16 protein-coding genes and 1 pseudogene are annotated in these 12901 nt (G+C 40.0%); all 17 read right to left on the bottom strand.

The annotated features are described in order from the left end of the window. Positions 1–546, bottom strand: a pseudogene (locus tag T515_RS12510) (VirB4-like conjugal transfer ATPase, CD1110 family); the annotation flags it as partial. 7 nt (positions 547–553) lie between these two features. Next, on the bottom strand, positions 554–1006 hold the full coding sequence (locus T515_RS12505; RefSeq protein ID WP_036611706.1) for a PrgI family protein: 453 nt from the start codon (positions 1004–1006) through the stop codon (positions 554–556). Between the two features lie 13 nt (positions 1007–1019). Next, a complete protein-coding gene (locus T515_RS12500; protein WP_036611703.1) occupies positions 1020–1886 on the bottom strand; it encodes a VirB6/TrbL-like conjugal transfer protein, CD1112 family in 867 nt (288 codons plus the stop codon). 99 nt (positions 1887–1985) lie between these two features. Continuing rightward, complete coding sequence (locus tag T515_RS12495; RefSeq protein ID WP_036611700.1) at positions 1986–2201, bottom strand: Maff2 family mobile element protein; 216 nt, start codon at positions 2199–2201, stop codon at positions 1986–1988. A 237-nt stretch (positions 2202–2438) separates the two neighbouring features. Continuing rightward, positions 2439–2975, bottom strand: a complete 537-nt coding sequence (locus T515_RS12490) for a hypothetical protein (RefSeq protein ID WP_036611698.1) — start codon at positions 2973–2975, stop codon at positions 2439–2441. Between the two features lie 62 nt (positions 2976–3037). Then, positions 3038–4807, bottom strand: coding sequence for a VirD4-like conjugal transfer protein, CD1115 family (locus T515_RS12485; RefSeq protein ID WP_036611695.1), 1770 nt, complete (start codon positions 4805–4807; stop codon positions 3038–3040). After that, on the bottom strand, positions 4804–5328 hold the full coding sequence (locus tag T515_RS12480; RefSeq protein WP_051671706.1) for a PcfB family protein: 525 nt from the start codon (positions 5326–5328) through the stop codon (positions 4804–4806). The genes T515_RS12485 and T515_RS12480 overlap by 4 nt, the downstream gene beginning before the upstream one ends. A 44-nt stretch (positions 5329–5372) precedes the next feature. Then, positions 5373–5822, bottom strand: coding sequence for a hypothetical protein (locus T515_RS12475; RefSeq protein WP_036611692.1), 450 nt, complete (start codon positions 5820–5822; stop codon positions 5373–5375). Between the two features lie 201 nt (positions 5823–6023). Beyond that, positions 6024–7088 (bottom strand): DUF5688 family protein, encoded by a 1065-nt coding sequence (locus T515_RS12470; RefSeq protein WP_036611690.1) that lies wholly within the window; start codon positions 7086–7088, stop codon positions 6024–6026. Between the two features lie 297 nt (positions 7089–7385). Next, complete coding sequence (locus T515_RS12465) at positions 7386–7700, bottom strand: hypothetical protein (protein ID WP_036611686.1); 315 nt, start codon at positions 7698–7700, stop codon at positions 7386–7388. Further along, positions 7697–8233: a hypothetical protein gene (locus tag T515_RS12460; protein WP_036611683.1), complete on the bottom strand. Its 537-nt coding sequence runs from the start codon at positions 8231–8233 to the stop codon at positions 7697–7699. The genes T515_RS12465 and T515_RS12460 overlap by 4 nt, the downstream gene beginning before the upstream one ends. 100 nt (positions 8234–8333) lie before the next feature. Further along, positions 8334–9269, bottom strand: a complete 936-nt coding sequence (locus T515_RS12455; RefSeq protein WP_036611680.1) for a DUF6017 domain-containing protein — start codon at positions 9267–9269, stop codon at positions 8334–8336. A 47-nt stretch (positions 9270–9316) separates the two neighbouring features. Next, entirely contained in the window at positions 9317–9676 is a 360-nt protein-coding gene (locus tag T515_RS12450; protein WP_036611678.1) for a replication initiator protein A, read from the bottom strand. 21 nt (positions 9677–9697) lie between these two features. Further along, positions 9698–10597 (bottom strand): ParB/RepB/Spo0J family partition protein, encoded by a 900-nt coding sequence (locus T515_RS12445; RefSeq protein ID WP_036611675.1) that lies wholly within the window; start codon positions 10595–10597, stop codon positions 9698–9700. Then, positions 10587–11372: a ParA family protein gene (locus T515_RS12440; protein WP_036611672.1), complete on the bottom strand. Its 786-nt coding sequence runs from the start codon at positions 11370–11372 to the stop codon at positions 10587–10589. The genes T515_RS12445 and T515_RS12440 overlap by 11 nt, the downstream gene beginning before the upstream one ends. After that, entirely contained in the window at positions 11365–11802 is a 438-nt protein-coding gene (locus T515_RS12435; RefSeq protein ID WP_242839376.1) for a plasmid mobilization protein, read from the bottom strand. Before T515_RS12435 ends, T515_RS12440 begins: the two co-directional genes overlap by 8 nt. Continuing rightward, positions 11780–12880, bottom strand: coding sequence for a site-specific integrase (locus T515_RS12430; RefSeq protein ID WP_036611669.1), 1101 nt, complete (start codon positions 12878–12880; stop codon positions 11780–11782). Before T515_RS12430 ends, T515_RS12435 begins: the two co-directional genes overlap by 23 nt. Positions 12881–12901 lie beyond the last annotated feature (21 nt).

Here is a 12901-nt window from a genome sequence, read left to right as displayed (position 1 = left end):
ACTGTGCATGAGTTCGAGACGCTCTGTGCCGTTCAGTGTCCGGGCCCTGACACCTATCCTTTTAAAATTATTCAGGATGTCTATCTCAAGATGTATGAGCCTTGGTTTCGCTGTCTTTATGGACTCTGCATGTATTCCGAAGGTAAGGTATTTGGTCTTTGTAAGGCCATTGTTGCCGGCTTCCATCTGATGCTTGAGCATTCCGGTGTATTCGTCTCTTACATCATTAAAGGAGTCTCTCTGATGAGGGATGGCGATGCTCTTCTCAAATTTCTCTGCATCAGTTGCCATGTTCATGAAGCTGAGCTGAAAATGCACCGAACTGTCAAAGAAGTTAAGGAAGGAACACCATTCTTCAAATATCTCTTTCTGATCCTCCTGCTGAGCCAGCTGATAATTGATATCCTGAAACTCTATGGTCTTCGTGTAATAATCATCCCCTATCCGGCAGATACCGTCCTGGAACATCCTGTCAAAGGGTATGCTGTCCTGAGCGGTCCTTGGAATACCGTCATCATCAGATATGGACTTTATGATGGCCCGTATCCTTTTCTTATCTTCTTTGCTCAGATCTTCCGGTATGGTCAGGATTCTTTCTTCTTTTTTTCTCAGTCCGAATATCGTTAATATCTTTCTTATGAGATCTGACAATCTTCTCTACCTCCTTTTCTGCCTTTGCCTTTTTATGTAAAAGGTCGTAATAGTTCCTTGTTCTGTAGACCCGTATCTTGGGTCTTATGAAATTAGCCTGAATGAAATATGACAGCGTCACTTCCAGCGGCTGCCCGTTCTTCTGATACATCCCTACGAAAAAGAGCGGCATCATGAGGACCATCATCCCCATTGCCGCAAAGCTGGTGTCTCCCACTTTTTTGAGCAAAAAAAATGACGGTACTCCGATGAGTGCCGCCAGTGAGAAACATACGAGCTGTCGTTTTGTAAGGTTGAAAATGAATTTACTTTTTACCTTCGTGAGATCACGAGGTACTGATATGTATGATGCCAAAATAAACCTCCTGTCAATGTCCCTGGAGCACTGCTTTTGCTATGGAACCTGATTTAAAGAGCATAAATGCAAGAAGAAATGTGATTGCCACTGCTCTCCAAAGTGATCCCATGATATCCGATGTGAACATTACCTCATGTATGAGTATCGCATAAATGCCGATACACACCATGATCATGAATCCCTGAAAGCCCAACGCAAATAGGGATCTCAGATAGTTCTGCCCCATCATGCTCTGCTCTCTGTTTCCAAATGTCGCAAATGGTATCGGTGCAAGACTTATGGTCAGGTATATCTCTATCATTCTGCCGTATACGATTACATAAATGACTATCGCCATGATGTTGAACATTAGCTGTACTATGAAAGTCCCCAGGAATATGGTGAACAATGGTCCTATATCCATTCCTTCCAGTGTTGTCTGCATGTTAGCAAGGTCTGCTGCATCAATCGTTGCCGAACCGGTGATCAGGTTACTGCTCTCAGATATGACATGCTGGGCTACATCGAATACTGCCATTGTAATATCAAATGTATGTGTGATCAGCTCTACTGCTACAAAGGTCTTAAAGACCCATTTGAAAAAGATCCAGGTCTCGAAGTTCGCAAGATTATTATGTGCTATGACGAGCTGTATCAGTTCATAGCACGCTATGAATGTAAGTAATATCCCGGCAATCGGCATGATGACATTCTCAGAAATATTCCTTATCATACTGAAGACTGCGGGCTGAAAATCCGATGGGGACTGGCCTAAACAGTTTGAAACTTCATCGATTCTTGAATTAAGAGTGTTGAAGGTATTTGTAAGGATATCCATGATACCCGAGACCAGGAGTCCTTTTATAAATTCGTTTATTTTCTCTATTAAGGTATCCAAACAGGACCTCCTCTCTGATTTGTTGAAGGGCCGGTGGTCTTAGATCCTGACCACCGGCCTTATCTTCATCTTTCAATATTCAGTTGTAGTTTTTCCGTATCAGCCGAAGAGACCGGAAAGAAGAGGAACAAGAGTTGTTCCGATGAGGGCAACTCCGCCTCCTGCCATGAGCTGCTTCATGCCCTGGGACTTAGCGCCGGGGTTGTCATTCCCGTAACCTTCCATGAGGTTTACTACTCCCCAGATTCCAAGACCTGCTCCAAGTGCGACTACGAGTGTCTGAAGTACCTGAACTGCGCTGTTAAAAAATGCCATAAATATTCCTCCAAAAAAGTGTAATTAAAAACGGACAGCCTCTGCTGCCCGACCCAATATGATTTATATAGTTTCAAAATATATTCCGATGACATGCTAATCGCCATCTTATAGAGCATTGATATGTACTGACAAAAAGCTTTCTGTTGGTGCTCTGGCCCAGTGTTTCATATTTCACTCCTTTTCATTCTGCATTTACATCAGGGTATTCCAATCATTTCTCTTCCACATCTGCTTTCAGACAGCCATTTCACTTGATTTAGTCTTTCCAGCTGCTTTCTTTACCGGCTGCCTGGCTGACTCCTTTTTCTTGTCTTCAAGGTTTTCAAGGAGTGATTCCTTGTTTCTTGTCTTGTAGACTTCCATCATTTCTTTCAGTTCTGTATTCGGGACATCTTTCACGTCTTTGTCCCACTCCTTCTTACCATTCTCCTTGGTTCCCACTACAAACGGCTTGCTGATCCTGGTCTTCCCATCTTCAGGAAGCTTCATCCATACACCATTTCCAAACTTATTGTCATGGATCATCTTTGGTGAAATCACGAAAGATGCCCATGGTGTCTTGTCCTCAGGATCCTGATTCGGTATCTTGACCTCTACAAATTCATTTCCGCTTTTTGATGTAAACGGCCTGCCTACGAGCCCTTTTCCGAACTTGATGGTAACCTCCTTCACTTCTTTAGGTTCGGGGATCTCTCCATTGGCAACCGCTCTTTCAGCTTCCTGGATCCACTCCGGTAGATCACCTGGCATGATAGGCTTTGCTTCTGCCATATTTGTTTCTCCTTTCCTTTTTTGCATTAAAAAAAGATGTACGATTTACGCACATCCCGTTCTTACTCGTTTGATTCTGTATCCGCTTCAATGACCTGATATTTATCATCCGCATGCAGCACCAGCTTATGACTAAGGAACTTCTCTATGTCGAACCAGTTCTTCCTGTCAAAATCAGCTGTCAGTCTGTAGTTCGGATGCTGTGTCAGGTCATATTTGTCAGAGAAGAATGGTCTCACACCTCTTACCTGCACTATACACTTCGAACCGTCCATAACTGCCAGCTGATCCATGCTCATTAGGTCATGTCCCAGCTTCTGATAATTCATGTTGTAACTTTGGGACTGTCCCCGGGTCTCACCGGTGTTGTACATATCTATGGTCTCTTTGCCAAGGATTTCATTGAGCTCCTTTAATGTTGATTTCTCAGAACCTCCCAGGAAGATCTGAGAATCACAGTTGCCGATAATGGTGTCGGCATTATCCTTATAGATTGCTTTTAGCTGTGACTTTGCCTGTAATACAAGTGCCGCCGAGATCTCACGGCTTCGGATAGTTGCCATAAGTTTCTCTAGGTTTGGTATCTGTCCGATGTTCGCTGCCTCATCTATGAGACATCGTACATGTACCGGAAGTCTTCCACCGTATACATCGTCAGCCTTCTCACATAAGAGATTAAAGAGCTGAGTGTAGATCATGCTGATCAAAAAATTAAATGTTGCATCCGTATCCGACATGATCAGGAACAGAGATGTCTTCCTGTCTCCAAGGGTATCAAGCTCCAGTTCATCATATGCTGTGATCTCACGCAGCTCTCTTATATCAAACGGAGCAAGTCTGGCACCACAGCTCACAAGTATGGATTTTGCTGTCTTGCCGGCAGCTAATTTGTACTTGGAATATTGCCTTACAGCAAAGTGATCTGGATCCCTTTCAGCCAGCTCATCAAACATCAGATCTACCGGATTTTTGAATTCCTCATCGTCTTCCCTGACTTCCATAGCGTTGATCATCTCAAGGAGAGTTGAAAAGTTCTGTTCTTCCTCCGGTGCTTCATAGTGGATATACCCTATAAGAGCTGAATAAAGCAGCTTTTCGGCCTTCTCCCAAAATTCATCTCCGCTCTTGCCCTCACCTTTGGTATTAGCGATCAGGGTTGTCACCATCTTCAGGATATCCTTTTCATCATGAATATAGGCGAAAGGATTGTAATGCATGGATCTTTTGAAGTTTATGGTATTGAAGATCTTTATCTCATAGCCATTCTTCAGTAATGCTAGACCACATTCGTTCACTACAGTTCCTTTAGGATCAGTAACAACATAGCTCGAATGCATCTGGAGGAGGTTTGGCTTCAAAACAAATCTTGTTTTTCCGGAACCACTGCCTCCAACAATTAGCAGGTTCTTATTTCTGGCATATTTCGGATTCTTTGGTCTGCTGCTCATGGTGATTCGCTCTGACTGTGAAAGGATCACATTGTTCTTAAACTCAGGGTCTAGAAACGGCTCGATGTCCGCATGTGTTCCCCACCTGGCTGAACCATATTCTTCGTTATGACGATACTTCTTCGCGTTCTTGCCCTTCATATACACTGCGAGTCTTAATGCTCCTGCAACTGCTGCTCCAACGCACAGGTCCGCAGGATGGATGCTGGGAAGAGGATTTGCAAATGCCGCACCGAAACAGCCATCCATTACCAGACTCTGTAACTTCTCAGAAGCATTGGCTCCTGATGCCAGTCTCCATGCTTCTCCGATGTTAGTTGCCAATAGTCCCAGAGCCGCATAAGGAACATTAAGGATCAGTTTCTTCTTTAGCTTACTGTTCATAGTTCCCGGTCCTTTCTTTTTTCTGCGACCTTCTTTGGAAGCGACGCAACAATTTCCTTGAACTTTCTTAGCTTAGCAAGAATGCTGGATCTGCCTTCCTTCTGGATTCTGAGTTTCCTTGCAGTATATTCATTTACCACCGCGGTTATAGCATCCGCATCTCTGGCTTTAAAAAATACCGTGTACTTGGGTGGATCCAGCTCTGTACTCTTAACTATGGCAAAATCAAGTCCATATTTATTTGCTATCTTTTTGAAATCACCAAGTCCTAACTCATCAATATCAACTGACTGAGCTCCCTGATCCTTTCTTATAAGCTGTTTTACAGACATTTCACCATGTTCAGGATGGATCTTGTGCCTTATAGCCTTAACCGGGAAACCTCCAACTATCCTAAGTGTTTTTATGAACAATTTTACTGTAGGCTTTGTTGCGCCGCTCCATGCAAATCTTATTGCTTTTTTTGCAATTCTATTTTTTGCATACCCCATTGCTTCCTTCGACAGTTCTTCATTGATCATTCATAGCCGCCTCCTTCCCTAACAATAGCAATTTCATTTTGCTGTTAGTTCAAAACCAATGCTGAAAACCTCTGTTCACCGGAAACTAATGTAGCCATGCGACCTTCAAGTAAGCGTTGAACTGTCAGGATTTCCTCTGCAGAAAGCATTAGTAATTGCTGACCGTTGAGTTTCATTACCACCATACTTCCGACAAAGTATTTCCCATCTTCAAGATCAAACGTTTTATCATCGTTGAATAAAACGATAAAATCTGAATTTCCAAGTATAAGATACGCACCACAGGTTTTTAATCCATCAAGTATTATTTTTACTTCGTTATAATCCGTTAGTCGCATTTCTCCGTTTGTAGCAATGATTAATGCATGTAAATCTGTTTGAATTGAGGCTTCTTCAAATTTATTTTCAACAAAACCATCTGTAAGAGGGTTAAGATTGATCTTAATTTCTTTGAGTTTTTGTAAGTCACCTCTATAAAAATAGTCGAATTCCATAGATTTATTCCTCCATGCCGGTATCATGATTATTTATCATTTTTTTGATACATGGCCAGCAAAAATTCCGTCCTTTGCCATAACAACAAGGTGTCTTACAATTACAAGGAGAGGGCGCAGAGCCCTCTCTCATGTATGGTGAATGTCCACCTCTTTTTGTTCCTGAAGACACTTGATGGATTAAGAGGATTGATCTGTTTCTCATAGTGCCTCACCTCCTCTATCCTTCTTTATCGAAGCTTTCACATGCTCTCCAGATGAATCCTTGGCAATTCCCTCTTTTTTTTCTTTTAGATCTTCAAGTACAGAACCTCTGGCAGCTTCATTTTTTTCGGCTATTTGTTCTGCCTGACGTTCCTCAAATTTGTCAGCCATTTCAAAGATATGTTCTTTTGAATCATAATGGTATACATGGTTAGTGAGCTGTTCTTCAGGGGCAACCTGTGTAGCATTTACTTCTCTTACCATTGTCTCCAGATCAGCTGCATTCATTTGACCGTTATCTTTTACAAGGAGGATTTCATGAATGCTGCTTGGGAGAATATAGTAATCTCCACCGAGTTTTTCAGCTGCCTGCTCAAAGAAATTTGGATAGGCTATAACACCAGCACCGTGGATGTTGTCGGATACTCCGGCTACGAACATTTGCTCCTCTTCAGGAGGAATTTCCGGAAACATACCTTGCCCCATCATAGAAGACATTACTTCTGACATTCCTCTGATTTCGGAAGGTCTGATTTCCGGCGCATTGGTCATCGCATCTTCATGAAGCTTTTCATGAGTGATTCCAAACTGATTCATAAGATTATTTGTGACCAGGATTGAACTTCTTTCTTCACCGTTCGATTCAAGAATGAACTTATAGACTACTGCCATGTCTTCCATATTTTCATGAGGAACATTTTTTAACATATCCGCATTACGTTCCGCTGAAATGACTTCCATCGTCAGTTTGTCTTTCATCACATCGTAATTTGTAAGATTATCCATATCTATTACGGGAATATTGTTTAAGCCTGCTTCAATAGCTTTTGATGCATTATTAACAACGGTACTGTAATCTGATCCATTGATATATGACTGAAAAATAGAGTCCAGGTTGACATTTACCCCAATATGGCTTCCTTCCGGAGTTGCGGAGATAGCTTCATAAGACTGATTTAGTTTATCGATATGATGTTCGGAAAGTGCTGCGTTGATTCCCAGCTCGCTCAGTTTGTTCTTTAGATCCTCTTTGAAGGTTTCTTTAAATTCATTAAAGTCCATTATTATGATTCCTTTCTTCTTTACGCTTAGTAGATTGATTTTTTCCTATAGGAAATTTGGGTAAAAGAAAAGCGCCAGCCCGCAATCATTTGATTGCTGACTGACGCTACATATAAGTTTCATTTTTTAATTCTTTTGCAAAAGAAAAACAAAGAAGAATGGAGGTTGTATCCGCTCTTCTTTGTCCATCATAATAATATCATGCTCATATTCTTAACAAAAGCCACCCAAATAGGAAAAATCGAAGAAAAAACAGAGAAAAATAGGGGAAGAAATGACAACTATCAGTTTTTTCTATCATATATCCATAAGTGCGTGGGTGACTCCATTGAGAATTTCTGTGCCAAAATCACACAAGAATTCCGTTAAGCTCCCCAATAGTATACCCATAAGAATAAACGTCCACGCTACATGGGAAATATTAGGTTCACAGATTAGTGTTACTACCCCACCTAAAACAAAAAAGCCACCTATGATTTTTGAGAGAAAACATATTATATTGCCTGCGAAGCAGAACATATAATTAATGATGGTCAAAACAATTGCGATTGGGAATAAGATAAATAGTTTTATCGTGAAATATAATATTTTTAAAATGATTTCCATCATCATGAATCCCTCCCGCTTTTAACTTCAAGAAGCAGTCTGTATATTTCAGTCAATTTGCTGTCTATGTCCAGAGCCTCAAATTTTTCAATAGAAGAAGTCTTTTTTTCAGTTACAGAAATTATGTAATCTGATGCCACACTTGGGTTATTATGAGAATTTGCAATCATATGGTAGCCGTTTTCAATTCTCTTAAGCTGAAGCTGATGGATAGTCCATGCAAGGCAGATGTACAAAACCCTTGAGAATGTAATCTTGGATGTACCTGCATATTTTTGATAGCTGACCTCAATAGTTGTCCATTTATCGTCTGCGATTGTTATAGTTCTTGTTGCTGGATGATCTTCTCCACTTTTACAAGGGAGATTAAACTTGATAGCCTCTTCCCAATTAAAATTACCGTTGTCTGTGATCTGTTCTGCTACAGACTCAAGAGCATAACTATATGCTTCGGTTTCTTTCCTGAGAAATGGATTTAATATCATAATCTCTCTTGCTCCTGATACAAGGTCATCTGATTCTCGTAATCCCTTCTGCATACTATTATCTCCTTTGTACAAAAATGTGCTTTTTGTGCTTATCTGTTTTTATTATATCTGTTTTTGATTGTTTTACAAGTGCTTTTAGTGCTTTTTGTGCTTATGCATTACTCATATCAAAGTTCACAGCTTGTTGATAATAGCAGTTGACTGTGGTCGTCGAATTGAAAAGAACTGCCAGCATATATTTTTTTATATTTCTTACCTTAGTGGTATTATCCTTCAAACAGGTTAGGACATATTCGATATGATCATAACCAAGCTTTAGAAAACGAGATTGTACCATTTCCAAGGGATATTTGGACTGTGCTATCACTATTTCTGAGTTTTTGGTCATCATGGTTTCGATAATCAGGCTATACAGTTCATCAATTATGTCTTTCTCAAAAGGATGTTGCTCCATAAGTGTGTCATACTCGATATTGTCTTTAATCAACTTTGCATAATCCTGCATTTTTGACATAGCATCTGATCGTTCCGTTTCTTTTTCGTTGGAAGTGATAAGATAAGATGATTTATTATACTCAGTATTATTAAACTCAGTATTATTAGGGTTTGTTTTTTCAACCTCTAGAGGTTGATTTTTTAAACCTTTAGAAGTTTGAATTTCCAACCTCTTGAAGTTTGTTTTTCCAACTTCAGAGACAGTCTCAATTGTATCTTCATCCGGCATGTAAAAGTTTTTTACATATATTCGTGTAGGTTTTCCCTGCCCCTGGCGCTTTTTTTCAATCAGTCCGATACCGGTTTCTATATCAAGCTCTGCAATCGTCTGGATTGCCTTATTCTTTTTACAGTTCAGAAGCTCCATAGTATCATCTACTGAAAAGAAGATAAAAACTCTGTTTTGATCGTCCAGCCAGCCGTTTTTAACAGATAATGAGATTCTATCAAGCATGAGTCCATATAAGACTTTGGCATCTGTAGATATTACCTTGAAATAATTGTTTGTAAAAAGCTCTTTTGGAATTTTGTAAAATGTAAACAGATCAGCTTCTTTACCTGTGAAATATTTCATTATTGGCTTCTCTTCCACAATCTGCTTCTCCTTTCCTGAAGTGCGGTTTTCGATACTTCAAAGCTCTATAGACTATTCCCTGTTGCGAAATTTTTGACATATATGATACTCGGCAGACCACATCCGCGTTTCCGTTTTTCAATTAGACCGATGTTTTCAAGTTCAGAAAGACAATCCAGGGTCTTTCTCTTTGATAGGTTCATATCCGTTTGAATCTCGGATATCGGATAGACTATATATACTCGTCCGTCTTCATCCAGCCATTTATTCTTTATTGAGGCACCCATCTTATCAATCATCATTCCATACAGTATCTTTGATGGAATGGATAGTTTTGCAAATACCGAGCTTGTCATAAGTATCTTTGGAATGCGGATAAAACTATAGTTATCTGCTTCATCTCTACATATAAAGCTTAATCCCATATTAATCTCCTTGTCGTGGTTTTAAGAATTATGAGTCTCGCTCCATTCTTTAAGGAGTTGAAGTATAATCTCTTCACGCTGTTTTTTACTGTAGCCTTTTGGGAAAAATGAACGGAGCTTTGACTCTGAAAATGTTATCTTTCCGTTTTCTTTAGGTTTTGGCAAGGCATCGTTCATGAGCTGTATTAAAGAGAATTGAGTAAGGTCTGATGGATTTGCTATACTGCGTACTGCCTCAATCTGCTCTTTTTTAAGGAATCCATTATCTTTTATATATTCACTGACCCATTGTTGTATTTTTTTATCCAGATAGGAAATCTCAACTGCAATTGTAAAGGCTATTTTCTTACAATCAACGTAATCTAAAAGCTCAGGAATTATCTCCGTCAACCGTATATATCTTTTGACCTGAGTCCCGGAGATACCCATGTCCTTACCGGCTTTCTCGGCAGATAACTTCGGACCATCATGGTCCGAAGTTAAATCTGTTCTGGCCCCCTGTCTTCTCAGAGCATCCATTTTCATCTTGAGTGAAAACGCCCGTTCTGATGGAAGTATCTCTTCCCTCTGCATATTTGCATCCACCATAGCAATGGTAGCTTCATCATTTGTCATTGGTTTGATGATAGCCGGTATCGTCACCAGTCCTGCCAGTTTAGCTGCATGCATTCTTCTGTGTCCTGATATCATTTCATATGTACCTTCATCATCTGGGCGTACTAATACAGGAACCAGAACACCGTTGTTGCGTATACTTTCAACAAGTTCTTCCATACTTTCGTTATCCAGGACCTTGAAAGGATGATTTTCAAAAGGATAAATTTGATCGATTCGTATCTCAGAGGTGGCATCTTTATCTACAGGAGCACCTAAAAGTTCCTCGACCGTTTCAAAATGTACTTTTTCACGTTTAACAGCCATTGTTTAACACCTCCATGGATAATTCACGATAAGCTGATGCAGCCTTACCTTTTGGATCATATTCAAAAATGTTTTTCCCGACCTGACTCGTTTCTGATGCCCTGACAGACATGGGTACTTCTATTTGAAATACTGGAATTGCTTTACCATATACTTGATTTACTTCTTGAACGATTTCCTTTGCATATGTGGTTCTTCGGTCCACCATAGTAAAAAGAATTCCTTCAATCTCCAAATGATTATTAAGTCGTCTCTTAACCGTATAGATTGTCTTTATTAGCTGCTGTAATCCCTTTACAGGCAGATATGCTGCCTGAACCGGAATAAGTACGCTGTCTGCACATGCAAGGGCATTTACGGTCAAAATACCAAGTGATGGCATACAGTCTATCAGTATGTAGTCATAATTTGCTCGTACATGATCCATATAAGTTCTCAATACAAGTTCTCTGCTCATTGCACTAACGAGTGATACTTCAGCAGCTGATAAATCAATACTTGCGGGTAGAAGATCCAGGTTATCTGTAATATGAAGAAGTCCATAATCCGGTTCAATACCTTTGTCATTTACGATCTTATCTATCACATCGGTAACAGTTGCCTGAAGAGTATCCGGTTCTCTGTAGCCCATACACAATGTAAGAGACGCCTGGGGATCCAGATCTACCAAAAGAACTCTTTTTCCTTTATCCGATAGACCTGCGCTCAGATTGACTGCAGATGTTGTTTTTCCAACCCCGCCTTTTTGATTTGCGATTGCGATTATCTTACCCATGTGTTTCATCCTCCGTTTTCGTGGATAACAGTTTTTTTAATCTTTTCAGATGCATCATCTGGTCATATTGGAGTTTGGGAATCCTAACCTTTTCTGACTTAGATTCATCCTTTTCCTTGATTGCCTCCATGATTTCCAACATAGTCCTAATAGGTGTCATGAGATCTTCACTCATTTCTTCACACGTTTTTAGTCTTTGAAGTTCACTCAGTATCTCTTCCAAGCTTCTTCTGAATTGGTAGATCATCTGCATGTTCCCCATTGCAGTCACTTTACCTTTCAGAACAGCTTCAATTATGTAGTCCTGTTTGGTTCGGTATCCGAGTAACCTGTATCTCCTATCAAGCTCTTCATTTTCCTCGGGTGACATTCGAAAAGCAACAATCTTGTTTCTCCACCTGTTTTTATCATCTTTGACTTTTTTTGACATTCATGAAACCTGTCCTTTCTCTGTTAAGCTGGTCTGCCATATCAGTCTGAACTGTAGGAAATAGGTGTGCATATCGATATGTTATTTCCGGAGATTCATGACCGACCCTTTCTCCAATTGCCAAGGCAGAAAACCCCATATTGATCAGCAACGATACATGGCTATGTCGTAGGTCATGTATACGGATACGTTTTACACCGGATGTTTTTACGCCACGGTCCATTTCATGGTGTAAAAAACTTTTACTAAGTAAAAAAATGCGTTCATCCGGCGCTATCTGATACAAATGGCTAAGATAAGACTCAATCTCAACCTTCAGGAATTCTGGTATATAGATGGTTCTATTACTCTTTGGCGTTTTTGGATCAGTAATGACATCTTTTCCTCCTATCCTCTGATATGACTTATTAATTCGCAGAGTACTATCAGATAGATTGAAATCTTCAGGTGTAAGAGCAAGAAGTTCTCCAAGTCTTATACCGCACCAATAGAGTATCTCAAAAGCCATGTAAGATTCTTCCTTATCTGCAATTGCTTCTGCAAACATCTCGTATTCCTGCTGTGTCCAGAAACTCATCTCCTTGGGGATTTCTTTTCCCATGTTGCCTACCTTACGAGCCATATTGTTTTTGAGACCATATAGATTGACTGCGTGATTCAGTATCGCGCTAAGCTGATTGTGAATAGTTTTAAGGTATGTTTTTGAGTAACTGTTCCCCATTGAATCCTTCATCTGCATCATAGTGTTCTGCCATGCAATGATGTCCGGTGCGGTAATCTCACATAGTTTCTTACTTTTGAAGTATGGAAGAATCTTTTTATTGATTATTGTTTCCTTTGTTTTCAGTGTATTTTCACGGAGCCTTGGCCTCATATCTTCAAGGTAAGTTTCGGTGAAATGCTCAAAAGTCATATCAATATCTTGTGATGCCTTCAAAAGGAAGTTATGTTCCCACTCGATAGCATCTGACTTTCGTTGAAATCCGCGCTTGGTTTTCTGCTTTTTCTCTCCTGTCCAATCAACATATCTAGCACGGACTTCCCAAGTATTCGTTGCTTCATTTTTTATAACTGCCATCTTTGCAAATCTCCTGATTTA

It is taken from the genome of Oribacterium sp. P6A1 (assembly GCF_000702885.1).
Classification (GTDB): Bacteria; Bacillota; Clostridia; order Lachnospirales; family Lachnospiraceae; genus Oribacterium.
The sequence above is the reverse complement of the archived record's forward strand: the minus strand, read 5'-3'. Positions and strand labels throughout refer to the sequence as shown.

What these genes read in the sequence shown, in the direction of transcription:
- T515_RS12440 (WP_036611672.1), bottom strand. Translation starts at nt 11,372, where the DNA reads ATGGGTAAGATAATCGCAATCGCAAATCAAAAAGGCGGGGTTGGAAAA.
- T515_RS12445 (WP_036611675.1), bottom strand. Translation starts at nt 10,597, where the DNA reads ATGGCTGTTAAACGTGAAAAAGTACATTTTGAAACGGTCGAGGAACTT.
- T515_RS12430 (WP_036611669.1), bottom strand. Translation starts at nt 12,880, where the DNA reads ATGGCAGTTATAAAAAATGAAGCAACGAATACTTGGGAAGTCCGTGCT.
- T515_RS12450 (WP_036611678.1), bottom strand. Translation starts at nt 9,676, where the DNA reads ATGGGATTAAGCTTTATATGTAGAGATGAAGCAGATAACTATAGTTTT.
- T515_RS12475 (WP_036611692.1), bottom strand. Translation starts at nt 5,822, where the DNA reads ATGGAATTCGACTATTTTTATAGAGGTGACTTACAAAAACTCAAAGAA.
- T515_RS12465 (WP_036611686.1), bottom strand. Translation starts at nt 7,700, where the DNA reads ATGATGATGGAAATCATTTTAAAAATATTATATTTCACGATAAAACTA.
- T515_RS12460 (WP_036611683.1), bottom strand. Translation starts at nt 8,233, where the DNA reads ATGCAGAAGGGATTACGAGAATCAGATGACCTTGTATCAGGAGCAAGA.
- T515_RS12490 (WP_036611698.1), bottom strand. Translation starts at nt 2,975, where the DNA reads ATGGCAGAAGCAAAGCCTATCATGCCAGGTGATCTACCGGAGTGGATC.
- T515_RS12495 (WP_036611700.1), bottom strand. Translation starts at nt 2,201, where the DNA reads ATGGCATTTTTTAACAGCGCAGTTCAGGTACTTCAGACACTCGTAGTC.
- T515_RS12485 (WP_036611695.1), bottom strand. Translation starts at nt 4,807, where the DNA reads ATGAACAGTAAGCTAAAGAAGAAACTGATCCTTAATGTTCCTTATGCG.
- T515_RS12470 (WP_036611690.1), bottom strand. Translation starts at nt 7,088, where the DNA reads ATGGACTTTAATGAATTTAAAGAAACCTTCAAAGAGGATCTAAAGAAC.
- T515_RS12480 (WP_051671706.1), bottom strand. Translation starts at nt 5,328, where the DNA reads ATGATCAATGAAGAACTGTCGAAGGAAGCAATGGGGTATGCAAAAAAT.
- T515_RS12435 (WP_242839376.1), bottom strand. Translation starts at nt 11,802, where the DNA reads ATGTCAAAAAAAGTCAAAGATGATAAAAACAGGTGGAGAAACAAGATT.